Here is a 25,154-nt window from a genome sequence, read left to right on the forward strand (position 1 = left end):
ACCCGTGCGCACACGGTTCCGCGGCAAGAGCGCGCCGCTTCGAGAGAGAGCGTCTTGTCAGCGAACATGCGCGCGAGCAGCGGAGAGAATTGACTTTCCATCCCAGAACCCGTTCCGCTCTCTCGATCCCTCGCGCTGCCCAGCGGACCGCCGGGCTCGCGGGCGGCCGCTGCCCCGGCCGGCGCTCGCGCCTTGCCTTCGGGCCCTGCGCAGCGCACCTTCGCGCCCAGCGACCATGCCCGGCGACGACCCCTACGTGATGCCTGCTTACGTCAAGCTCCTCGTCGCCGACGCGGAGCGCTCCGCCTCGTTCTACGAGCTCCTCGGCTTCACCCGCGTCCACCAGGATCCGGTGTTCATCCACCTGCGCTGGGCGCGTCATGCCGATCTCTTCCTCGTCGCGACGCCGCCGGGGGTCTCGCTCGCGGGGCAGCGCGGCCTCGGCGTCATCGTCTGCTTCAGCGCCGCCGGCGACCGCGGCATCGAGACCATCGCCGCGCGCGCCGCGGCGGCCGGCGCCGCCGTCGACGGGCCGCGCGACCAGCCGTGGCACACACGGGAGGTCGTCGTCACCGACCCCGACGGCTACCGCCTCTGCTTCGTCGAGCCGAGCACACCCCTCCAGAGCTGAGGCCCACTGCCCGCGCCGGCGCCTCCCAGGCGGCGCCGGACAGGCTCGTGTATCATCCCACCGGCATGTCGCCCGAGCCGTCGCAGCCCAGGCCCATCGGGCGGTATCTGCTGTACGGCGCGATCGCATCCGGCGGGATGGCGTCCGTGCACCTCGGCCGGCTCGTCGGCGACGCGGGCTTCTCGCGCACCGTGGCCATCAAGCGGCTGCACCCCGCGCTCGCCGAGGCGCCCGAGATCGCCGAGAGCCTGCGCGACGAGGCCCGCATCGTCGCGCGCATCCAGCACCCCAACGTCGTCGCCATGGTCGACCTCCTCCTCGCCGAGGACGAGGCGTTCCTTGTCATGGAGTACGTGCGGGGCGAGTCGCTGGCGCGGCTGCTCCGGGCGGCGCGCGCGGGCGGCGCGCCGGCGCCGGTGCCCATCGTCGCGAGCGTCGCGTGCGGCGCGCTCCACGGCCTGCACGCCGCCCACGAGGCGCGCAGCGAGTCGGGCGAGCCGCTCGGCATCGTGCACCGGGACGTCTCGCCCGAGAACGTGCTCGTCGGCGTCGACGGGGCGGCGCGGCTGCTCGACTTCGGCATCGCCAAGGCGCGCGGGCGGCTCAGCACCACCCGCGGCGGGCAGATCAAGGGCAAGCTCGCGTACATGGCGCCCGAGCAGCTCCTCTGCGCCGACGTGACCCGGCGGACCGACGTGTTCGCGGCGGGCGCGGTCCTCTGGGAGGCGCTCGCAGGCCGCCGGCTCTTCGACGGCGGCGACGAGGGCGACCTCATCCGGGCCGTGCTCGAGGAGCCGATCCTGCCCCCGAGCTCGCTCGCGGCGCACGTGCCGCCCGCGCTCGACGCCATCGTCCTCCGCGCCCTCGAGCGGAACCCGGAGGGCCGCTACCCGACCGCCCGCGAGCTCGCGGTCGCCATCGAGGACGCCGTCCCGCTGGCGTCGCCGCGCGCCGTGGGCGAGTGGGTGGAGGCGCTCGCCGGCGACGCGCTCGCGCGGCGGGCGGCGCGCGTCGCCGCCATCGAGAGCGCGTCGGCGGCGATCCCGGGCGGCCCGGCGACGGCCAGCTCGGGCGCGGCCGCGCGGGATGGGTCGGGCGCGCCCAGCGACGGGGCAGAAGACGGAGGCGAGCCCACGCCGCCGGGCGGCCCGGCGCGGGGGCTGGCAGAGACAGCGCCCTCGATCCCGTCGAGGGCCCTCGATCAGGGGACGCCGGCGGCCGAGCCCCCGCCCGGATCGGTGACGTCCAGCGGGATCTCGCTGGGGCTGCCTGCGACCGACGGCGCGCGGCGCGAGGGTCCGCCCCCCGCGGCGAGGAAACGCGCGCGCCCGCTGCTCGCGCTGCTCGGCGGGCTGCTCCTCGGCGGCGCGGCCGCGCTCGCGGCGCAGTCGTGGCGCCGCGCCCCTCCCGGCCCGGAGGACGCCGCGCGCGCGGTCCACGCGCCCGCGGCGCAGCCGGCCGGCGCCTCGACGGCGAGCACGGCGAGCGCCGTCGCAGCGAGCCCATCGAGCACCGCCGCGACGGCCCCGGCGAGCGCCATCGTGGCGAACCCGGCGAGCACCGTCGCGGCCGACCCGGCGAGCGCCATCGTGGCGGCCCCGGAGAGCGCCGCCGCGGCTGCCCCGACGAGCGCCGTCGCGGCCGCCCCGGAGAGCGCCGCCGCGGCTGCCCCGGCGAGCGCCGCCGCGCCAGCGCCCGCACAGCGCCCGGCGCGCCCCGCAGCCGGCGCGCGCGCGCCGGCACCCGCGCCGCGGACGACCCGCGCCGACACCCAGCGCTGCTCCCCGCCGTATACCGTGGACAAGGCCGGCATTCGCCGGCTCAAGCCCGAGTGCCTGTGAACCGATGAACCCCGCGTGTCCCGCCCGCGCCCGGCTCGCGCTCTCCCTCGCCGCCGCGGCGGCGCTCTCGCTCACCGGCGCGCGCGCCGACGCAGCGCCCCACAAGCAGGCGTGCGCCGACGCCTACGAGCGCGCGCAGGGCCTCCGCCGCGACGGCCGGCTGATCGAGGCGCGCGCCGCGCTGGTCGTCTGCTCGCAGCCGACGTGCCCGGCGGCCGCCGTGGCCGACTGCGGGCCGTGGCTCACCGAGGTCGAGCGGAGCCTGCCCTCCGTGGTCGTCGCCGCGAGGGACGCGCACGGGCGAGAGCGCCTCGACGTGCGTGTGCTCGTGGACGGGCGCCCCCTCGCCGCGGCGCTCGACGGCAAGGCGCTGCCGGTCGACCCGGGCCCGCACACCTTCCGCTTCGAGCCCGCGACAGGCCCCGCCGTCGAGGAGCGCGTGCTGATCCGCGAGGGCGAGAAGAACCGCCCGCTCACCGTGACCCTCGGCGCACCTCCGGCCGGCGCGCCAGCCTCGCCTGCCCCGCTCGCCCCGCGCGCCGCGCCGCCTGCGGAGCCCTCGGTCCCGGGGCTCGTGTGGGCCTCCGGCGCCGTCGGCGTCGCCGGGCTCGCGGTGTTCGCCGTCGCCGGCGCCCTCTCGCTGAGCGCCGAGGCCGACCTGCGCGCCACGTGCGCCCCGCGCTGCGCGGAGGGCGACGTGCGCGCCATCCGGGTCCAGCACGCGATCGCCGACGTCGGCCTCGGCGTGGGCGTCGTCGCGCTGGGCGCCGCGGCGTGGCTCTACATGACCCGGCCGGCCGCGGCGCAGCCCCCGAAGGCCGGCGCGGCGGCGCTCTGGCCGTTCATCGCCGGCAACGCCGCGGGCGTCGCGGGGGCCTTCTGATGCGCGCGTCGACCCGCGCCCGCGCCCGCGCCCGCGGCGGCGCCGCCGCCCTCGCGGCGGCCCTCCTCTCGGCGTGCTCGCTCGTGCGCCCGCTGCACGGCCTCACCTGCGAGCCCGGGGCCGGCGACGCGTCGTGCCTGTACGGCCAGCCCTGCGACGCCAGCGCCGACTGCACGACGGCCGCGTGCACCGAGGGCGTCTGCCAGTGCCCCGCCGACATGGTGACGATCGAGAGCTCGTTCTGCATCGATCGGACCGAGGTCTCGAACGCCGCCTACCGCGCCTTCCTCGCCATGCGGCCGGACGTCGCGGCGCAGGAGCCGTTCTGCTCGTTCAACGGCAGCTTCGATTTCGACGACACCGGGCCCGACGCGCCCCCCGTGTGCACGACGCGCCGCAAGGAGGACGAGCACCCCGCCACCTGCGTCGACTGGTGCGACGCGCGCGCCTTCTGCAAGAGCCACGGCAAGCGCCTCTGCGGCGAGCGCCACGGCGGCCCGCTGCCGTTCCGCGGTGCCATGGCGCAGGGCGAGTGGTTCGACGCGTGCAGCAAGCACGGCGCGCTCGCTCACGCCACCGGCGAGTTCGACGCTCTCCAGTGCAACGGCGACGGCACCGAGACGGCGCCGGTCGGCGACGACACAAGCCTGGCGTGCGAGGGCGGCTATCTCGGCCTGCAGCACATGAGCGGAAACGTCCGCGAGTGGGAAGACGCGTGCTCCGGCGACGTCGGCTCCGGCGACCTCTGCAGGACCCGGGGCGGGGCGTTCGACAGCGAGGGAACGCTCGAAGAGCTCCGGTGCGACGCGCGCGACGAGCGCGAGCGCGCCGACACCGATCACACGATCGGGTTCCGCTGCTGCAGCGGGTAGCGCCGCGGCGACGCCGGCGGCGGCTCGCCCGCTCCCTTCGAGGCCGAGAGGAGCGAGCGGGAAGCTGTGTTGACGCTCACGATGGTTGATGCTCGATCGCGCAGGCTGTTCGATGGCCATCGCGGGGGTGAGCGCTCCTGTCTGCGCTCCCCGAAACCGGTGATCTGATCCTGAGTAGAGTCTCTCCGGAAGCTCTCGCCGGGCAACGTCGTCCGCGTGCGCTTCGATGGCGCTCGCAAGCGCGTCTTCCCGACCACCCCCGTCACCGTGCTGGCGACGGGGGTCTGACGCGGGGGCGGCCGTGGTCGCCTCGCTGGCCGGCACCCTGAGCCGCGCCGTCGCCCTCGGGGATGACGTGGGGGGCCCGGGTCGTTCACGAGACGATCGGTCGGCTGCTCGGGCTGCCGGTGGCACCGGAGGGGTGAGCAAGCTTGGGCCGAACGTCGAGCCCGCCGCTCGCACGGAGCCTCCGGCGGGGGCTCCGGGCACCGGATGGCCATCAACCGGCGGCGAACCTGATCGAGGACGTCCTGCCCGAGGTGGCGCACCGTCCGTGGGTGTTGACGTTTCCGTTTCCGTGGCGGCGCAGGCTCGCCCAGGACGGGGCGTTGTTCGGCGTGCTGACCCGCATCTTCGTCGAGAGCGTGGAGCGGTTCTACGAAAAGCGCGCCGCGCGCCGAGGCGCGTGCGGCGCGGTCAAGAGCGGCGCGGTGACCGTCGTGCAACGCACGTCCGGCGACATGCGGCTCAATCCGCATCTGCGCATGGTCTTCCTCGACGGGGCTTATCACGAAGACGGCACCGAGCTCGTGTGGAACGAACTCGGTCACCTGCGAACGGGCGAGGTCGGTCAGGTCTGTTCGATTCATGAAACCCGTACGATCGGCAGTCGGGACATCGTCGATCACCACCTGATTACGAGTGCTCCCGACGCCTCGTTCGCGGCGGGCTCCGTCGCGGTGTGCGAGCCCGGCGCGGTCGTCGCGGGCCACGCGGGCCACGCGGGCCACGCGGGCCAAGACTGCCGGCCAGGAGCGATCGCCTCATGACGCAGCGCCGCGACCACATGCCCCTCCACGCCGAAAAAAGCCGTACGTCCCGCTTGACCTCCATTCCGCGGTTGTGTGTAATCGGCTGCGCTGCGAATAGCCTTGAATTGTGGACCGTCACCCTGCCACGGCGTCGATGGACTCACCCATCGAAGCGTGAGTACCAGTGTGATGCAGCATGGTATCCGTGCCGACCGCGCCCCTGAAACGTCGGGGGCGCGCCCGTGTCACCGGCTGCCGCCCTGGAGCTCACTCCGGTGCTCCTGGGACGGTTCTGAACGAGATGCGTGACGCCCTCGCGTCGCTGCTCGGGCTCGCACACGGCGGCTGATGCTCTGCCCCTGAAGAGACTCCTACCACCACACACGACATGACCTATCACGCCTTCAGCTCCGAGGACGCCAGCATTCACCGCTCGTTCGAGCTCCAGGCCGGGCGCACGCCCGGCGTCGTGGCCGTATCCTTCGGCCCTGACCGGCTCACCTATCAGGAACTGAATCGCCGCGCGAACCAGCTCGCGCACCACCTGAGGAGCCTGGGCGTCGGCCGCGACGTCCTCGTCGCGCTCTGCGCCGAGCGCTCCCTGGAGGCGCTCATCGGGCTGCTCGCGGCGCTCAAGGCCGGCGGCGCCTATGTCCCTGTCGACCCCGCGTACCCGCGGGAGCGGGTCGCCTTCATGCTCGAGGACGCCGGGGCGCCCGTCCTGCTCACCCAGGCGCGGCTGCTCCCGTCGCTGCCGCGCCACGGGGCGCGCGTGGTCCTCCTGGACGGCGATCGCGAGTTGACCGCGGGCTTCAGCGGCGAGGACCCGCCGGACACCACGGGCCCCGACGACCTCGCCTACGTCATCTACACGTCGGGCTCGACCGGCAGGCCCAAGGGCACGCTGCTGACGCACCGCGGCCTCACCAACCTCACCCGCGCGCTGGCCGAGCGATTCGACGTGGCGCCGGGCTGCCGCGTGCTCCAGTTCGCGTCCCTCAGCTTCGATGCGTCGGTCTGGGAGATCGCGATGACGCTCGCCCGGGGAGGCACCCTGGTGATGGGGGCGCAGGCCGAGATGATCCCCGGGCCCGCGCTGCTCGATCGGATGCGCGCGGAGGAGGTGTCGATCGCGACCTTCCCCCCCTCCGCGCTCGCCGCCTTCCCCGAGGGCGCGGAGCGCTCGCTGCCCGCGCTCCGGACCCTCATCGTCGCCGGCGAGACCTGCCCCGCCGACCTCGCCGCGCGCTGGGCGCAGGGGCGCAGGTTCATCAACGCCTACGGTCCCACCGAGTTCACCGTGTGCGCCACGATGGCCGACGGGCTCGACCCGGTTCGGGACCCCGGCGAGCCCCTCTCCATCGGCCGGCCGATCAGGAACGCGCGCTGCTACGTGCTCGACCATGCCATGCGCCCGGTCCCGGACGGCGAGGCCGGCGAGCTCTACCTCGGTGGACCCGGGCTGGCCCGGAGCTACCTGGGACGGCCCGAGCTCACGGCGGCGCGGTTCGTCCCCGATCCGTTCAGCTCCACCCCGGAGGCCCGGCTCTACCGCACGGGGGACGTGGTGCGCCGCCTGCCCGGCGGCGATCTCGCCTTCCTCGGGCGCGTCGACCAGCAGGTGAAGATCCGCGGCCACCGCGTCGAGCTCGGCGAGGTCGAGGCCGCGCTTGGGCGCCACCCCGCCGTCCGCGCGGCGGTGGCCGTCGCCAGCGAAGGCCGCCTCGTCGCCTACGTCGTCGCGCGCCCGGACGCGCCGGACGCGCCCCCGGCCGCCCCCCGGGCCGTCGTGCCCGCGCTGCGCAGCTTCCTCCGCGAGAGCCTCCCCGAGGTCATGATCCCGTCGACGTTCGTGCTGCTCGACGCGCTGCCGCTCGGCCCCAGCGGGAAGGTGGACCGCGCGGCCCTGCCGCCGCCGGACGCCGCCCGACCCGATCGCGGCGACGGCGAGCCCCTCGCGCCGCGCAACCAGATCGAGGCGGCGATCGCCGCGGCGTGGGCCGAGGCGCTCGGGATCGAGCACCTCGGCGTCCACGACGACGTCTTCGACCTCGGGGCGCACTCGCTGCTCGCCGCGCGGGTGCTGTCGCGGCTGCGCCGCGCGCTCGGCGTCGAGCTCTCCCTGCAGAGCCTGTGCGACGCCCCCACGGCCGCCGCGCTGGCCGAGCTCGTGGAGTCGCTCCCCCGGCCGAAGCAGCGCCCGGCCGCCGCGGCCATCCAGCCTGCGCCGCGCGACCGGCCCATCCCCCTCTCGCACGGGCAGCGGCAGATCTGGCTCCACGCCTCGCTCCACCCGGGCGCGCTGTTCTACAACGAGCCGTTCTCCCTGCGCCTCCGCGGGGCCCTCGACGTCCCGGTCCTGGGGCGCGCCCTCGACGAGCTCCTCAGGCGCCACGAGATCCTGAGGAGCGTCGTCGCGGTCGTCGGCGGCGAGCCCGTGCAGCAGATCCTGCCCCCGGCGCCGCTCGATCTGCCGGTCGTCGAGCTGACCGCGCTGCCGGCCGAGGCGCGGTGGGGGCGCGCCGTCGCGCTCGCCACAGACGAGGCCCGGCGCCCGTTCGATCTCGCCCGCGGCCCGCTGCTCCGGGCCACGCTGGTCCGGCTCGACGAGGCCGACCACGTGCTGTTCGTGGTGGTGCACCACATCCTGATGGATGGAGTCTCCATCTTCGACGCGCTCCCGAGGGAGCTCCACGCGCTCTACCAGGCGTTCGCCGCGGGCAGGCCGTCGCCGCTGCCCGAGCGCGCGATCCACTACGCCGACTACGCGGTCTGGCAGCGGGAGCAGCAGCTGAGCGGCGCCCTCCAGCCGCAGCTCGATTACTGGAGGCGACAGCTCGCCGACCTGCCCACCCTGGAGCTGCCGACCGACAGGCCGCGCCCGGCCGCCCCGAGCCTCGCGGGGGCCCGCCACTGCGTCGCCCTGTCGCGGGAGCTCACGCTCCGGCTGAAGGCGCTGGCCAGGGAGCAGGGCGTCACGCTCTTCGTGGTCCTGCTCTCGGCCTTCAAGGCGATGCTCTACCGGTACGCGCGGCAGGACGAGGTCGTCGTGGGCACGTCCGCGTCGTGCCGCCACCCGCCGGAGACCGAGGACCTCCTCGGCTTCTTCCTGAACACGCTCGTGCTGCGCACCGACCTGCGCGGCGACCCGACGTTCCGGCAGCTGCTCGGGCGCGTGCGGGCGGTGAGCCAGGCCGCGCTCTCGCACCAGGACGTGCCGTTCGCCAGCGTCGTGCAGGCGCTCCAGCCGAAGCGGGTCCCCGGCCAGAACCCGCTGTTCCAGGTCGCCTTCGTGCTGGAGCCGCCCGTGCCGGCGCTCGATCCGGGCTGGACCCTGAGCCAGCTCGACGTGGACACGGGCGCGTCCAAGTTCGACCTGATGCTGGAGCTCGACGAGCGCGAGGACGGCATCATCGGGCGCATCGAGTACAGCACCGCGCTGTTCGACGCCCGCACCATCGAGCGGATGGCGGGCCACTACGAGGCCCTGCTCGAGGGCGCGTCGCGCGACGTCGATCTGCGCCTCTCGGCGCTGCCGCTGCTCACGCCCGAGGAGCGGAGCGCGCTCCGCGCGTGGGGCACCGCCCCGGCCGGCCCCGGGTCGGACGCGTGCATTCACCGCCTCTTCGAGGCCCAGGTCGAGCGCTCTCCCGAGGCCGTCGCGGTCGTCTTCGACGACGGCGCGGGCAACGTCACGTCGCTCACCTACCGGGAGCTGAACCGGCGGGCCAACCAGCTCGCGCACACCCTGCTCGGCCTCCGCGCGCCGGGGGCGCCGGGGGCGCCGGGGCCCGAAGCCGCGCCCGGCCCCGACGAGGGGGCCCTCGCGCGCACCGACGAGGGCGCCCTCGCGCCCGAAGACCGCGTGGCCGTGTGCATGTACCGGTCGATCGAGATGATCGTCGCGCTCCTCGGCGTGCTGAAGGCGGGCCTCGCCTTCGTGCCCCTGGATCCGACCTACCCCACCGAGCGCCTCGCGTTCATGCTGGAGCAGGCCCGGGTCCGCGTGATGCTCACCCAGGTGCGCGTCGGCGCGGTGCTGCCGGGGTGCCGGGCGCGCGTCCTCTGCCTGGACGCGGATCCCGAGGAGATCGGCCGGGCGCGCGACGACAACCCGACGGAGCTGGCGACGCCGGACCAGCTCGCCTATGTCATGTACACGTCGGGCTCCACCGGCCGGCCCAAGGGCGTGGCCGTGCCGCACCGGGGCGTGGCCCGGCTCGTCAAGGGCACGACGTACGCGCGCTTCGCGCCGGACGAGGTCTTCCTGCAGCTCGCGTCGATCTCCTTCGACACGTCGCAGTTCGAGATCTGGGGCGCGCTCCTCAACGGCGGCCGGCTGGTCGTCATGCCCCCCGCGCCCGCGTCGCTCGACGACCTGGATCGCGTGATCCGGCAGCACGGGGTGACCACGGTGTGGCTCACCGCCGGCGTCTTCCACCTCCTCGTGGACGAGCGGATCACGGCGCTGCGCGGCCTGCGCCAGATCGTGGCCGGCGGGGACGTCCTGTCCCCGCAGCACGTCAACCGGGTCCTCGCCGAGCTCCCGGGGTGCCGGATGATCAACGGCTACGGGCCCACGGAGGCCGCGACGTTCGCCTGCTGCGCCGCGGTGGAGCGCCCGGTCGGCCACACGGTGCCCATCGGAAGCCCGATCCCCGGCACGAGGGTGCACGTGCTCGACCGGGATCTCAACGAGGTCCCGGCCGGCGTCCCCGGGGAGCTCTGCATCGGCGGAGAGGGCCTCGCGCGCGGCTACCTCGATCTGCCGGAGCTCACCGCGGAGCGGTTCATCCACGATCCCATCGGCGGCGAGCCGGGAGGGCGGCTGTACCGGACCGGCGATCGCGTCCGCCTGATGCCGGACGGGCAGCTCGAGTTCCTCGGCCGCATGGATCAGCAGGTCAAGGTCCGCGGTTACCGGATCGAGCTCGGCGAGATCGAGGTGGTCCTCGGCGAGCACCCGGCCGTGCGCGAGGTGGTCGTGGTGGCGCTGCCGGCGCGCTCGGGCGACCGGCGCCTCGTGGCGTACGTCGTCCCGCACGGCGGCAGGGCCGCGGCGCCGCCCGCGCAAGCCGGGGCCCGCGCGCGCCCGTTCATGGCGGATCCGACCGGCGGGCTCGAGCGTGCGATCCGCGATCACGCGCAGCGGCGGCTGCCCGACTACATGCACCCCTCGGCCATCGTGCTGCTCGACGCGCTGCCCCTCACGGGCAACGGCAAGGTGGACCGCCGCGCCCTGCCGGCCCCCGTCGAGCTCCGCCCCGAGAGCGCGCCCATGGTGGCGCCGCGGAGCTCGCTCGAGGAGCGGCTCACCGCGATATGGCAGGACGTCCTCGGCATCGAGCGCGTGAGCGTGCAGGACAACTTCTTCGATCTGGGCGGCCACTCGCTGCTCCTGATGCGCCTCCACGAGCGCGTCCGGGAGTCGTTCGGCAGCGATCTCTCCATCGTCGATCTGTTCGCGCGCCCGACGGTCACCGATCTCGCCGCGTTCCTCGCGAGCGGCGGCGGCGGCGGGAGCGACCTCTCGGAGGCCGACGCCCGGGCGCTGAAGCAGCGAGAGATCCTGAAACGAAAGAAGCAGGCAGCCAAGAGCAGACAGAATGGATCCGCTTGATCAACCCGTCCCGGAGGACCAAATCGCGATCATCGGGATGGCCGGCCGCTTCCCGGGCGCGAGGAGCGTCGACGCCTTCTGGCAGAACCTGCGCGATGGGGTCGAGTCGATCGCGGCGCTCTCGGATCAGGATCTCGCCGCGGCGGGCGTGCCCCCGGAGGTGGCCTCGGACCCGAGCTACGTCCGCGCGCGGGCCGTGCTCGACGAGGTGGAGTGGTTCGACGCGGCCTTCTTCGGGATGACCCCGCGAGAGGCCGAGATCCTGGATCCGCAGCACCGCTTCTTCCTGGAGTGCGCGTGGGAGGCGCTCGAGCACGCCGGGTACAACCCCGAGGCGTTCAAGGGGACCATCGGCGTCTACGCGGGCGCGAGCGGCCACGACACGTATTTCCTGAGCAACCTTTACCCGAACCACGAGCTCAGGAAGGCGATGGACTATCAAGTCTACGTCGCCAACGACAAGGACTTCCTGCCCACGCGGACCTCGTACAAGCTGAACCTCCTTGGGCCGAGCGTCGCGGTCCAGACCGCCTGCTCCACCTCGCTCGTGGCCGTCCACATGGCCTGCCAGGCGCTGCTCACCTACCAGTGCGACATGGCGCTGGCCGGCGGCGTGGCCATCAACGTCCCCACGCGGTCGGGTTACCTGTACCGGCACGGCATGATCCTCTCGCCCGACGGGCGCTGCCGCGCGTTCGACGCCGAGGCGCAGGGGACGGTGGTCGGCAACGGCGCGGGCGTCATCGTGCTGCGCCGGCTCGAGGACGCCCTCGACAGCGGCGATCACATCGAGGCGGTGATCCGGGGCTCGGCCGTCAACAACGACGGCTCGGGCAAGATCGGGTTCACCGCGCCGGGCGTGGAGGGGCAGGCGCAGGTCATCGCGCAGGCCCTGGCGATGGCGAACACCGATCCCGAGACGATCAGCTACGTGGAGGCCCACGGCACCGGCACGCGCCTCGGGGATCCCATCGAGGTCGCGGCGCTCACCCGGGCGTTCCGCGCCCGGTCCCGCGGCCAGCGCAAGGGCTGGTGCGCGCTCGGCTCGGTCAAGCCGAACGTCGGGCACCTCGACGTCGCCGCCGGCATCACCGGCGTGATCAAGGTCGTGCAGGCGCTCCGCCACCGGCAGATCCCGGCCAGCCTGCACTTCAAGACGCCGAACCCGGAGATCGACTTCGCGAACAGCCCGTTCTACGTCAACGCGGCGCTCGCGGACTGGGAGCCCGGCGACGGGCCCCGCCGCGCCGGCGTGAGCTCGTTCGGCATCGGCGGCACCAACGCCCACGCCATCCTCGAGGAGGCGCCCCACGCGGCGGCGGCGCCCGGCGGGCGGTCCTGGCAGCTCCTCCTGCTCTCCGCCCGCACGAGGACCGCGCTCGACACGATCACCGAGAACCTCGTCGGGTACCTCAAGGCGCACCCGGACGTCAGCCTGCCGGACGTCGCGTTCACGCTCCAGGTCGGCCGCAAGACGTTCCCGCACCGGCGCATGCTCGTCTGCAACGACACAGACGAGGCGGTGAGCCTGCTGTCGACGCTCGGGGAGCGGCGGGTCCTCGCGCACGTCGAGGAGGCCATCGATCGCCCGGTCGTCCTCATGTTCCCGGGGCAGGGCACGCAGTACGCCGGCATGGCGCGGGAGCTGTACGAGCGGGAGCCCACGTTCTGCGCCGGCGTCGATCTCTGCGCGGCCATGCTCCAGCCCGAGCTCGGGTTCGATCTCCGCGAGGTGATCTACCCGCCCCCGGGGCGGGAGGCGGCGGCCGCGGAGCTGCTCAAGCAGACGCGCTTCGCCCAGCCCGCGCTCTTCGTGATCGAGTACGCGCTCGCCACGCTCTGGATGGAGTGGGGCATCCGGCCCGCGGCGATGATCGGCCACAGCCTCGGCGAGTACGTCGCGGCCTGCCTCGCGGGCGTCTTCTCGCTGGAGGACGCGCTGAAGATCGTCGCCCGGCGGGGCAAGCTGATGCAGGAGATGCCGCCGGGCGCGATGCTCGCGGTCCCGCTGCCCGAGGCCGAGGTGCAGCCGCTGCTCGACGAGGGGGGCGGCGCGCTCTCGCTCGCGGCCGTCAACGGGCCGGCCGCCTGCGTCGTGGCCGGGCCCGAGGACGCCGTCGAGGCGCTCTCCGACCGGCTCTTCGCCGAGCGCGAGCTGGAGTGCACGCGCCTCCAGACGTCGCACGCGTTCCACTCCGGGATGATGGAGCCGATGCTCGCGTCGTTCACCGCGATCGTGGCCCGCGCGCGCCCGAGCGCCCCGAAGATCCCGATCGCGTCGAACGTCACCGGCACCTGGCTGTCCGCGGCCGACGCGCAGGACCCCGGGTACTGGGCGAGGCACGTGCGCGAGCCGGTGCGCTTCATGGCGGGGCTCGGCGAGGTGCTCGCCGATCCGACGCGCGCCCTGCTCGAGGTCGGCCCGGGCCGGGTGCTCGCGACCCTGGCCAAGCAGCACCCCGCGCGGGGCGCCCGCCGGGTGATGCTCTCGTCGATCCGGCACGTCCACCACCGCCAGTCCGACATCGGGTTCCTGCTGGAGACGCTGGGCCAGCTCTGGCTCTCCGGCGTCCGCGTCGACTGGTCGGGCTTCTACACCCACGAGCCCCGCCGGCGCGTGCCCCTGCCGACCTACCCGTTCGAGCGGAAGCGGTACTGGATCGACCCGCCCTCGAGCGCCGCGCGCCGGCCGGCGCGCAGCGCGCCGGAGCCGGCCGGCCTGATCCACCTCCTGGCCTGGAAGCGCTCGGTGCTGTCGGGGTCGATGAAGGCGTCGGCCCGGCCGGCCAGGGCGCAGTGCTGCGTCGTCTTCGCCGACAGCTACGGGCTGGGCGCCCGGATGGAGATGCGGCTCCGCCGGGACGGCTACAAGGTCATCACCGTGCGGCCGGGCGAGGGCTTCGCCGAGACGGGCGAGGGCGAGTTCACCGTCGCCCCCGCGAGCCGCGCGGACCACGCGTCCCTCTTCGGCGCGCTGCGCGCGGCGGGCGTGTCCCCCTCGCGCATCATGTTCCTGTGGGGCGTGACCAAGCCCGCGCGCGCGCCGCTCGACGCCGGCCGCCTCGCGGAGGCCCAGCGGCTCGGGTTCGCCAGCCTCGTCGCGCTGGCCCAGGGGATCGGCGACGCGGGGATTCGCGACGAGGTGCGGCTCGGCGTCGTGACGAGCCACATGCAGAAGGTGACCGACGCGGCCGTGCTCTGCCCCGAGAAGGCCACGCTGCTCGGCCCGTGCGAGGCCATCCCCAGGGCGTACCCGAACGTCTCGTGCATCAGCGTCGACATCGACCTGCCGGAGCCGCGGACGCTGCAGGAGGCGAGGCTCATCGACCAGCTCCTCGCCGAGGTCACGCTGGAGCAGACCGAGCCCGTCATCGCCTACCGGAACGGGGAGCGCTGGGTCCGGATCTTCGAGCCCGCGCGCATGGACCGCGCCGAGGGCCTGCCGCCGCGCCTCCGGGAGGGCGGCGTCTACCTGATCGCCGGCGGGCTCGGGGCCGTCGGCTCCGCCCTCGCGGAGCACCTCGCGAAGGTCGCGCGCGCGAAGCTCGTGCTCGCGAGCCGGACGGCGCTCCCGCCCCGGGAGGCCTGGGACGGCCTCGCCGGCGCGGGCGCCTTCGACGCGCTACGCCGCAAGATCGGCGCGGTGCTCGAGATGGAGCGGCTGGGCGCCGAGGTGCTGCTCGTGACGGCCGACGTCACGCGGCTCGACGACATGCAGCGCGCGGTGGCCGAGGGGCTCCAGCGCTTCGGGCGGATCGACGGCGTGATCCACGCGGCGGGCGCCCGCCGCGCCGTGCCCCTCCAGCGCATGACGCGCGAGGAGGGCGAGGCGCTCCTCGCCCCGAAGCTCGACGGCGCGCTCGTCCTCGACGAGTCGCTCCGGGGCCTCCGGCCCGATTTCGTCGCGCTGTGCGCCGCGCGGACCGCGGGCGCCCGCGGGGCGGGCCTCGCGGGCCAGTGCGCCGCGACCGCCTTCCTCGGCGCCTTCGCGCAGCGGCGGGCCGCCGGTGACGGCCCGCTCACGATCGCGATCGAGTGGGACCCGTGGCAGCGGCAGGACGCCTCGCGCGGCAAGGATCCCGAGCCCGCGGCCGACTCGAGCGAGGGCGGCGCGGCCGCCGCGGAGGAGGGGATCTCGCGCGACGAGGCGCTCGACGCCTGGATGCGCGTCCTCACGAGCCCCACGCCCCACGTCCTGGTCCTGAAGCGGGAAGCGCAGGCCAAGCAGCGCCCCTCGGCCAGCTCGATCGCGCCGCCCTCGCGGGACGTCGAGTCCGAGGGCATCCCGAGATCGGTCCACCCGCGGCCCGACCTCGGCACGGCCTACGTGGCGCCGCGCGATCCGCTGGAGCGCGCCGTCGCCGAGACGTGGGAGAAGCTGTTCGGCATCGAGCGGATCGGCGTCCACGACGACTTCTTCGCGCTCGGCGGCGACTCGCTGCTCGCCGTCCAGCTCATCTCCCGGCTGCGCAGCGTCGTGAACATGGATCTCCCCGGCCACAGCCTGCTCAACGCGCCGACCGTGGCGGCCCTGGCCGAGCTCATCGCGCAGTCCGACTCGCCCTCATCCACCTCGCTGTCGAGGCGCTCTCCCGCGCGCCTCTTGCCCGCGTCGCTCGTGCGGATCAAGCCCGGCACCGGGCGGCCGCTCTTCCTGATGCACCCGGTCGGAGGGCACGTTTACTTCTACCACGATCTCGCCACCTGCCTGGACCCGGCGCAGCCCGTGTACGGGCTGCAGGCGCAGGGCATCGAAGGCAAGGCGCCGCCCTTGACCCGCGTCGAGGAGATGGCCGCGCGCTACCTCGAGGCGGTACGGCGGCACATCCAGCCGGAGGGCCCCTACGTGCTCGGCGGGTCGTCCTTCGGCGGGGTCGTCGCCTTCGAGATGGCGCACCAGCTCCTCTCCGGGGGCGAGCGCGTCGCGCTTCTCATGATGATCGACACGCCCGCGCCCTCGGCGGTGTTCCCCGAGGATCTCGACACCCCCGAGCGCCTCGCCTACCTGATCAGCGGCGATGCGAGTCTCCCCGTCCCCGCGGAGGAGATCCGGCACCTCTCCCCGGACGAGCAGCTGCTCCACGTGCTCCAGCGCAAGAAGGGTGTCTCCCGGATGTTCCCGAAGCTGGCGCTCCAGGAGCTCGCCACGTTCCGCAAGATCGTCACCGCCAACCTGCAGGCGATGCTGCGCTATGTCCCCCGCCCCTACCCGGGTGACGTGCTCTTCTTCGAGGCGAGCGAGCGCGACGCCATGACCGTGAACAACCCGGCGCGGGGATGGCTCGATTTGATCCAGGGCCAGCTCACTGTCCACGAGGTCCCTGGCAATCACATCACCATGAATTTGCCGCCGAACGTGCAAGTCATGGCCGATCATCTGCGCGCGGCCCTCGAGACGGCGGGACATCAGGGCTGATGTTGACGCCCGGCCGGCGGGCTCTTTACCATGGGTGTGGAGCGGCGACGGCGACGGCGACGCCCCCGCGCGGTCGCGCGGGCTCGAGTGCGGCCAGGGCGCGCGGCGGAGGTGGAGAATGTCGAAGATCACCGCGGAGCAGGCGAGAGAGGAGCACGTCGCGCTCCTCAAGGCGTGGACGAAGGCGGTGGGGGCCGTCAAGGACTACGGCTTCCTCGATCGCCACCTGGCCGAAGGCTGGCGGTACGTCGATTACAACGGAGTGCAGCGCGGCAAGGACGAGTACCTGAAGCTCGTCGACAGCATGTTGACGTACACGCAGGAGCTCCGGCAGTGCGACGTGCGTATCGTCGGCGGGGACGTCGCTATCGTGAGCGGCGTCTACCGCTCGCGCGCCGAGCTCAAGGGCGGTGTCAAGCTCGATAACACCATCGCCTTCACCGCGGTCTGGGAGCTCAAGGGCGGTGAATGGAAAGCCCTCGTGCACCACACGACGAGGATCCCTGACGCGTCGTGATCGACGTGATCGACGTCCGCGCCGAGCGGATCGAAGCGCTCCGGCGGCCGGCGCCTCGCCGGCGAGGCCGGAGGAAACGTTGACAGGGATCCTGCTTCGAGTACCGTACACTCTGGATCGTCCTATCGACGATCACCAGGGCTCTCATGGATCTTCGCCGGTTCCTCACGCACGCGGTGCAGATCGCATCTGCGCTGTCGAAACTTCATAAGTCAGGCACCCTTCACCTGGACATCCGCCCCGCGAACCTCTCCGTGCACCCGGAGAGCGGGGAGGTGTCGCTCGACGGTGGGCTGGCCGTGGTGCGCGGCGATCTCGGCCTCTCCGACGAGACGAAGATCAACCCGGAGTCGCTGCCCTACATCGCGCCGGAGCGGACGGGCCGCGTCGACTGGCCGATCGACGAGCGCGCCGATCTCTACTCGCTCGGCGTCACGCTGTACGAGCTGCTCTCCGGCAAGCTGCCGCTCGACGCCGAGGACGCGCCCGCGTGGGCGCACGCCCACATCGCGAGGGCCCCTGTGCCGCTCGCGGAGCTGGTGCATGACGTGCCCCGGATCGTCTCCGAGATCGTGATGAAGCTCCTCGCGAAGTCTCCGGAGGAGCGTTATCAGACCGCCCGCGGGCTCTGGTCGGATCTCCTCATGTGCCAGACCGAGCTGGAGGAGCTCGGGATGATCGACTCGTTCCCGCTCGGGACGGCCGACATCCCGGACCGGCTGCAGCTCCCGACGAAGATCTACGGCAGGAGGCGCGAGCGCGCGATCCTGCTCGAGGCGTTCGAGCGTGTGGTCGCCACGGGCACGGCCGAGCTCGTGCTCGTCGCCGGGTACTCGGGCGTCGGGAAGACCTCGCTCGTGAAGGAGGTGCAGGCGCCCATCGTCCGCGAGCGCGGGGCGTTCATCTCCGGGAAGTTCGATCAGCTCCAGCGCGACATCCCCTACCGCACGATCGCCCAGGCGTTCGGGGAGCTCGTCCGGCAGATCCTGACGGAGAGCCCGCAGTCGCTCGCGGGGTGGAAGCGCCGGTTGAGCGACGCGCTCGGCGAGGAGGGGCGGGTCATCATCGACATCATCCCGCAGCTCTCGCTGATCCTCGGCGAGCAGCCGCCGGTGCCGCCGCTCGCGCCGAACGAGGCGCGCAGCCGCTTCGTCCGCGTGTTCCATGCGTTCCTCGGCGTGGTCGCGCGCAAGCGGCACCCGCTCGTGCTGTTCGTGGACGACCTGCAGTGGGCAGATCCCGCCAGCCTGAGGCTCATCCGCGACGTCGTCGCGGCGCCCGAGAAGCGGCACCTGCTCGTGATCGGGGCGTACCGCGACAACGAGGTGACCCCGTCGCACCCGCTCATGGAGGTGCTCCGGCAGATCCACGCCACGGGCGCGCGCGTCTCGACGCTCAGCCTCGACCCGCTCCCGCACGAGAACGTCCTCGAGCTCGTCACGGACACCTTCCGCTGCGAGGACGAGCTGGGGGCTCAGCTCACCAGGCTCCTCGTCCAGAGGACGGGCGGCAACCCGTTCTTCGTGGGCCAGTTCCTGACGGAGCTCTATCGCCAGAAGCTGGTCTGGGTCGATCCCGTGAGCGCCGTCTGGTGCTGGAACATCGAGGCCATCGCCGCGCAGAACCTGACCGACAACGTCGTCGACCTGGTGCTGGGCCGCCTCAGGCGGCTGGACGGCGAGACGCAGCGGGTCCTCTCCCTCGCCGCGTGCCTCGGCGCCCGCTTCGACGCCGAGGTCCTCTCGGCCATGTACGGCGAGTCGACCGAGACGACGCGCGCCGCCATCTCCCCGGCCATCCGCGAGGGGCTCGTGGCGCGCCGAGGCAGCACGTACAAGTTCCTCCACGACCGCGTGCAGCAGGCCGCGTACCTGCTCATCCGCGAGGGCAACCACGCCTCGACGCACCTGCGCATCGGGCGCCTGCTGCTCGTCCAGACGCCGGAGGAGGCGCTGGAGGACCGGCTGTTCGAGATCACGAACCAGCTGAACATCGGCGCCTCCTTCATCACCGATCCGGGCGAGCGGCGCAGGACGGCCGAGCTGAACCTCCGCGCCGGCAGGAAGGCGAGGGCCTCCGGGGCCTACGGCTCCGCGGTGGCCTACTTCGCCGCGGGCTGCGCGCTGATCGGGGAGGACGACTGGGCGGGAGCCGACGATCTGCTCGCCTTCGCGCTGCACCTCGATCTCGCCGAGAGCGCGTGCGTGAACGGGGAGTTCGATCGGTCCATCGACCTCTGCTCGGTGCTCCTCGAGCGCGCGCGCACGCAGCTCGACAAGGCGGCGGCCTACCGCGTCCTGATGCAGAACCACATGGCCCGGTCCGAGCACGACGCGTGCATCGGCGTCGGGCTGGAGTGCCTCGCGCTGCTCGGCATCAAGCTCGGGAGGCAGCCGGCCGACGAGGAGGTTGTCGCGGAGATCACGGCGCTGCGCGACGCGCTCCGCGATCGCACGGCTGACGAGATCCTCGGCCAGCCGAGGATGACGGCGCCGCCGATGCTCGCGGCGATGGGCGTGATGGCCGTGATGTACGCCTCGACCTTCTACACCGATCCGAACCTCAACGACCTCCTGGTCTGCCAGATGGTCCGGCTCAGCCTGCTCCACGGCAACGCGGAGCCGACCGGCATCGGGTACACGTGCCTCGGCAAGGCGCTCTGCCAGAAGCTCGGCGCGTACCAGGACGGCGACCGGATCGGCAGGGTGGGCTACGAGCTGACCGAGAAGATGAACGCGCTCGCCTACAAGCCCGAGGTGGCCAACCTCTATGGCTGTCTGATCTCGGTCTGGACGCGCCACATCGACACCGGGATCGCCTGCCAGCGCGTGAGCATCCAGGCCGCGAACGAGGTCGGGAACCTGACGTGGGGGAGCTTCAGCAACATCCAGCTCACCCTGAACGTGATCGTGCGGGGCGACCCGCTCGAGGAGGCGTACAAGGGCGCGGTGAGCGCGCTCGACTACGCGACGAAGGCGAAGATCACGTTCGCCGCGGACGCCGTGACGAGCATGCTGCGCCTGGTCCAGGCGATGAGGGGCGCCACGCGCCACCTCGGCACGATGAGCGCGGACGACTTCGACGAGCAGGCGTTCGAGGACCGCCTCGAGAAGGAGAGCTTCCCGAGCGTGCGGCTCGTCCATTACGTGATGAAGACCGCGCAGCACCTCCTGGCCTCCAACCCCGACGAGGCGGCCCTGGCCGCGGAGAAGGCGGAGCGCAACATCTCGGGGGGCAACGGGATGTTGTTCTCGGCCGAGTACCACTACTTCGGCGCCCTCGCCCGGGCGGCCCGCTTCTCCGGGGCCCCGGCCGAGGAGCAGGCCGGGCTCCGGCGGTCGCTCGCCGGCCACGAGGAGCAGCTGCGCGTCTGGGCCGAGAGTTGCCCCGACAACTTCGCCGGCAAACACGCGCTCGTAGCGGCGGAGCGCGCGCGCGTCGACGGCAGGCACGACGAGGCCGCGGCGCTCTACGATAAGGCGATCGTGGCCTTCCGCGAGTCCCGGTTCATCCACCAGGAGGCGCTCGCGAGCGAGCTCGCCGCCCGGTTCTACCTGGATCGCGGCTACAGCGGCCTGCCGGGGCTCTACCTGCGGGAGGCGGTGGCGTCGTACTCGCGCTGGGGCGCGAGCGAGAAGGTGAGGCAGCTCGAGCAGCGGCATGCGCTCGTCCTGAACCAGGAGCAGCGCCGCGCGACGAGCAGCGGCGTCATGACGATGGCGGCGGAGGCCATCGACGCGCAGACCGCGGTGAAGGTCTCGCGGTCGCTCTCGAGCGACATGACGCCGAAGGAGATGATGGAGTCGCTCATGCGGCTCGTCGTCGAGCACGAGGGGGCGGAGCGGTGCTGTCTCCTGCTCACCGGGGACGGCCTGCGGCTCGCCGCCGAGGCCGTGGTGGACCGCGACGGCATCAGCATCCGCGTGTACGAGCGGAGCACGGCGCCGCTCGCGACCCGCGTCCCGGCGTCGATCGTCAACTATGTCGAGCGGACGCGGGAGCGGGTGGTGCTCAGCGACGTCGGGGCGAGCGGCGCCTTCGCCGGGGACGAGTACCTCGTGCGCGAGCGGCCGAAGTCGGTGCTGTGCATGCCGCTCATGAAGAACCCCGGCGAGGTGGGCGGCCTCCTCTACCTGGAGAACCGGCTGGTCCACGGCGCGTTCATCCTGCGCCGGCTGCCGCTCCTCGAGTTCCTGGCCGCGCTGTCGCTGCAGAACACCGTGCTCCGCGGCGAGCTGGAGCAGGAGGCGCTGAAGGTCCAGCGGACCGAGGAGGCGCTGCGCCGGAGCGAGAGGGCGCTCCGGGATCTGGCGGAGTCGAGCGACGTCCCCACGTGAGGCGCGGGCCGCGCCGCCGCACCGGCGTGGTGTGGCGGCGCGGCGTTCAGGCGCTCTCAGGCGCTCTCGAGCATGTGGCCCACGCTGTCGAGGAACGGCCTGTCCGACACGGAGAGGTGGAGCTGCACGAACCGCCAGTGATCCCCGTGGCGCTCCACCGTGCAGGTCAGTCGGAGCGCGGGCAGGTCGAAGCGCACGCCGCCCATGGTGGCGTGGATACCGAAGCCGGCCGTCCCGGCGCAGGCGGCCGCTCCCCCGGCCAGCAGACGCACCTGGACATCGCCGGTGATCCTGCACACGAGGTCCTTCAGGATCTCGCTCTGCCGCCGGAACGAGGCCTCGATCTCGGCCCAGCGCGTGAAGTGCAGCTTGTCGTGTGTGCCGTAGAAGATCAGGGCATCGTCACGTACGAACATGTCGCATAACGCGTCCACGTCGCCTCGCTCGAAGGCGCGCGCGAACTCGACGAGCATCTGGCGAACCGAATCTTCTGGACTTGCCGGCTTTCTCTCCGAGGACTCCATGCGCTCCGCTGCTCCCGCACCGATCCGAGCCTGATCTCGGCCGAGCATACAGCACCCCGGAGGCGACGCGCGACGCGCGGCGCCCATGCGCGCTCCGCGAGCGCTCACCGCCTGATGTCGTACTTGTCCAGCTTGTAGAGCAGCGCGCGCCGCGAGATGCCGAGCCGCTTCGCCGCGCGCGTCTGGTTGTTCCCCTCGGCGGCGAGGGCGTCCTCGATGCTCCGCTTCTCCAGCTCGGCGAGGCGCGCCGGCATCGTCCCGCCGTCGGCGGAAGGCGGCGGCGCCCCCGTGCTCGGCGGGGGCGCGCCCGCGCTGGCGGGGGGCGCGGCGCCCTCGGCGCCCTCCGCCACGGAGGCCGGAAGGTGCTCGACCTCGATGACGCCGCCCTCGGCCAGCACGACGGCGTGCTCCACCGCGTTGCGCAGCTCGCGCAGGTTGCCGGGCCACGCGTGCGCCTCGAGCGCCTGCATCGCCGCGGGCGCAAAGCGCGGCGCCCGCTCCCCCATGCGCCCGGCGACCTGCTGCGCGAAGCGATGCGCGAGCAGCGCGATCTCGGCGCGCCGCTCGCGCAGCGGCGGGACGCGGAGGACGAACGTGCTGATGCGATAGTAGAGATCCTGCCGGAACCTCCCGGCCGCCACCTCGGCCTGGAGGTCCCGGTGCGTCGCGCACACGACGCGCACGTCGAGCTCGATCTCCTGCGTGCCGCCGATCCGGGCCACGCGCCGGCTCTCGAGCACGCGCAGCAGCTTCGCCTGCATGGCGAGCGGCATCTCGCCGATCTCGTCGAGCAGCAGCGTGCCGCCCTGCGCCGCCTCGAAGTAGCCGATCTTGCGGCGATCCGCCCCGGTGAAGGCGGCCTTCTCGTGCCCGAAGAGCTCGCTCTCGAGCAGCGCCTCGGGCAGCGCCGCGCAGCTGAGCCGCACGAACGGGCCCCCGGCGCGCGGGCTTATGCGGTGGAGCTGCTCGGAGACGACCTCTTTCCCCGCGCCCGTCTCGCCGAGCACGAGCACCGTCGTCTGCGCGCGCGCGAGGCGCTGCACCACCTGGAAGACCTTCACCATCGCCTCGTCCGCGACGACGAACCCGGCGCCGGCGCCGGAGGGCGGGCCCTCCAGCGCCTCCGGCGCGGCCCCCGGCGGCGCCGCCTCGACGGGCGCCGGCGCCGCGATCGCGACGACGATCTCGGCCGGGCCGATGCGGATCACGTCGCCGCCGGCGAGGGGCCGTACGGCGTCGCGCAAGACGGCGCCGTTCACCGAGGTGCCGTTGCGGCTCCCGCAGTCGATGACCTCGATGGCGCCGCCGTGCCGCGCGACGATCGCGTGGTTGCGCGACACGCGGGCGTCGTCGACGCAGACCGCGGACTCCGGCGCGCGGCCGATCGCGACCACATCGCCTTCGGTCAGGTCGATCACCCGCGCCGCGCCGTCACCGGCGCGAACGATCAGGGAGGCCTGCCCCTGGGGCGTCCGCTCGCTGGGCGCGCTCTCCGCGGCGTCGAGCTCGGTCGCGATCTCGGCCGCGGCGCGCGGCGGCTCCGCGCTCGGCGGAGAAGCTTCCTGTCGACGAGGGTCTCGCTCCGCCATGCCGTTCGAAGGTTGCGCAAGTGTACGACGCTTGCGCAACCCGCGGCAACGGCAGCGCGCGCCACCGCGCGAAAGACGCGGAGCGCGCGCTGGTCCCCGCCTTGCAGTGCCTCTGCGGCGCGCACGGACCAGCGCCTCTACGGCGCGCGGAGAGGCTGAGGGAGCCGCGATCGCCGGGAGCCATCGCGCGGACCGCAGCGTCTGGAGGCGCATCGCGCCGACGTGCGCCTGGCTTCACCAACGACCAACACGACAGGAGACGAGCATGACTTATCCCATCCGACCGGCGTCCTCTCTCGCGATTCGCGGCGCCCTGCGCCACGCCCTCGTGAGCCTGGCCGCGACGCTCGCCGCCGCCGGGTGCGGCGCAGATGCGAGCTCCGACGCGGAGATCGCCTCGGCGGCGAGCGGCGATGCTGTCACCGGCGCCCTCACGATGACCTGCTCCAGGCTGACGGTGAGCCGGGGCAGCATCGGCGCCGGGCAGACGGCCGCCGCGCTCGCGACGGCGGAGCTCACGGGCCAGCAGGACGTGTGGAGCAAGTACGTCGAGTTCGCGCCCAACACGAGCGCGACGTGCGAGTACACGCTCCCCTCGGGCACCTCGGCGGCGCAGCTCGCGTCCCTCGCGCTGAGCGTGAATTACCGCGGCCCGGCGAAATCGGAGATGCGCTGGACCTTCGAGGCGTGGGACGCGGCCGCCCGCGCCTGGGTCGCTGTCGGCGACAACGCGTTCGCGCGCGACTGGTCCTGGACGAACGCGAGCCTGAGCCTGCCGGGGTCGCTCGGGCGGTTCGTGGCGGGCGGTACCCTCAAGATCCGGTACGCGACGAGCAGCTCCGCCGACAGCTCGATGCTCGACAAGCTCGTCCTCACGGGCACGACCAGCGGCGGCTCCACTGGCGCCGGCGGCTCAGGCGGCAGCGGCGGCTCAGGCGGCAGCGGCGGCTCCGGCGGCTCCGGCGGCTCCGGCGGCTCCGGCGGCTCCGGCGGCTCAGGCGGCTCCGGCGGCAGCGGCGGCTCCGGCGGCAGCGGCGGCTCCGGCGGCGCCGGCGGCGCCGGCGGCTCCGGCGGCAGCGGCGGCTCCGGCGGCTCCACAGGCACCGGTGGCTCCACCGGCGGCATCTGGGTTCCCGCGCCGGGGACAACATGGCAATGGCAGCTCACGGGCACCATCGACACAAGCCTCGATGTCGCCATGTACGATATCGATCTCTTCGACGCCCCGCAGGCGAAGATCGACACGCTGCGCGCGGCCGGGAAGAAGGTGATCTGCTACTTCAGCGCGGGGAGCAGCGAGGACTGGCGCGACGACGCGTCGAAGTTCCCCGCCGCGGCGCTCGGCAACCCGCTCGACGGCTGGCCGGGCGAGCGGTGGCTCGACACCCGCAACGCCGGCGTGCGCGACGTCATGAAGGCCCGGCTGGATCTGGCGGTGCAGAAGCGCTGCGACGGCGTGGAGCCCGACAACGTCGACGGCTACACCAACGGCCCCGGCTTCCCGCTGACGGCGGCGACGCAGCTCGATTACAACCGCTTCCTCGCCGCCGAGGCGCACGCGCGCGGGCTGTCCATCGGGCTGAAGAACGATCTCGATCAGGTGAAAGACCTGGTGGGGAGCTTCGACTGGGCCCTGAACGAGGAGTGCCACGAATACGACGAGTGCGAGATGCTCACCCCGTTCATCCGCGCCGGCAAGGCGGTGTTCCACGCGGAGTACGTCGACGCCTCAGGGGCAAACGCCGTCTGCGCCGCCACGAAGCCGCTCGGGCTCTCCACGCTGATCAAGAAGCTCGACCTCGACGCCTGGCGCATCGCCTGCCCCTGAGCCACGCGCCCCGCCGGCGCAGGGGCGCCGGCCGCGCACCCGCGGCCAGCGCCCTCGCCCGCTCA

12 protein-coding genes are annotated in these 25,154 nt (G+C 73.3%); 10 read left to right on the forward strand and 2 right to left on the reverse strand.

What is annotated here, in order from left to right:
* Window positions 1-235: 235 nt before the first annotated feature.
* The 9 genes from WMF44_RS21955 (at window position 236) to WMF44_RS21995 (ending at window position 21,148) form a co-directional block, all read left to right on the forward strand.
* A complete protein-coding gene (locus WMF44_RS21955; protein WP_437301056.1) occupies window positions 236-631 on the forward strand; it encodes a VOC family protein in 396 nt (131 codons plus the stop codon).
* Between the two features lie 65 nt (window positions 632-696).
* Entirely contained in the window at window positions 697-2,472 is a 1,776-nt protein-coding gene (locus tag WMF44_RS21960) for a serine/threonine-protein kinase (protein ID WP_437301057.1), read from the forward strand.
* Window positions 2,473-2,476: 4 nt separating this feature from the next.
* Entirely contained in the window at window positions 2,477-3,355 is an 879-nt protein-coding gene (locus WMF44_RS21965) for a hypothetical protein (RefSeq protein WP_437301058.1), read from the forward strand.
* A complete protein-coding gene (locus tag WMF44_RS21970) occupies window positions 3,355-4,227 on the forward strand; it encodes a formylglycine-generating enzyme family protein (RefSeq protein ID WP_437301059.1) in 873 nt (290 codons plus the stop codon). The genes WMF44_RS21965 and WMF44_RS21970 overlap by 1 nt, the downstream gene beginning before the upstream one ends.
* 431 nt (window positions 4,228-4,658) lie before the next feature.
* A complete protein-coding gene (locus WMF44_RS21975) occupies window positions 4,659-5,276 on the forward strand; it encodes a hypothetical protein (protein ID WP_437301060.1) in 618 nt (205 codons plus the stop codon).
* Between the two features lie 370 nt (window positions 5,277-5,646).
* Complete coding sequence (locus tag WMF44_RS21980) at window positions 5,647-10,878, forward strand: amino acid adenylation domain-containing protein (RefSeq protein WP_437301061.1); 5,232 nt, start codon at window positions 5,647-5,649, stop codon at window positions 10,876-10,878.
* On the forward strand, window positions 10,865-16,294 hold the full coding sequence (locus WMF44_RS21985) for a type I polyketide synthase (protein WP_437301062.1): 5,430 nt from the start codon (window positions 10,865-10,867) through the stop codon (window positions 16,292-16,294). Before WMF44_RS21980 ends, WMF44_RS21985 begins: the two co-directional genes overlap by 14 nt.
* Window positions 16,295-16,412: 118 nt before the next feature.
* Window positions 16,413-16,811, forward strand: a complete 399-nt coding sequence (locus tag WMF44_RS21990) for a YybH family protein (protein ID WP_148313982.1) — start codon at window positions 16,413-16,415, stop codon at window positions 16,809-16,811.
* A gap of 146 nt (window positions 16,812-16,957) precedes the next feature.
* Entirely contained in the window at window positions 16,958-21,148 is a 4,191-nt protein-coding gene (locus WMF44_RS21995; RefSeq protein ID WP_437301063.1) for an ATP-binding protein, read from the forward strand.
* A 56-nt stretch (window positions 21,149-21,204) separates the two neighbouring features.
* Here WMF44_RS21995 and WMF44_RS22000 read toward each other — a convergent pair whose 3' ends face one another.
* Both WMF44_RS22000 and WMF44_RS22005 read right to left on the reverse strand, forming a co-directional pair.
* Window positions 21,205-21,621, reverse strand: coding sequence for a nuclear transport factor 2 family protein (locus tag WMF44_RS22000; RefSeq protein WP_434045970.1), 417 nt, complete (start codon window positions 21,619-21,621; stop codon window positions 21,205-21,207).
* Between the two features lie 155 nt (window positions 21,622-21,776).
* The gene (locus tag WMF44_RS22005) at window positions 21,777-23,261 is read right to left on the reverse strand and encodes a sigma 54-interacting transcriptional regulator (RefSeq protein ID WP_437301064.1); all 1,485 of its coding nucleotides are present in this window, start codon (window positions 23,259-23,261) and stop codon (window positions 21,777-21,779) included.
* Between the two features lie 265 nt (window positions 23,262-23,526).
* On the opposite strand from WMF44_RS22005, the gene WMF44_RS22010 reads away from it, so the two are divergent.
* Entirely contained in the window at window positions 23,527-25,089 is a 1,563-nt protein-coding gene (locus WMF44_RS22010; RefSeq protein WP_437301065.1) for an endo alpha-1,4 polygalactosaminidase, read from the forward strand.
* The last annotated feature ends 65 nt before the right edge of the window (window positions 25,090-25,154 follow it).

Source organism: Sorangium sp. So ce426 (assembly GCF_051475585.1).
GTDB lineage: Bacteria > Myxococcota_A > Polyangia > Polyangiales > Polyangiaceae > Sorangium > Sorangium cellulosum_B.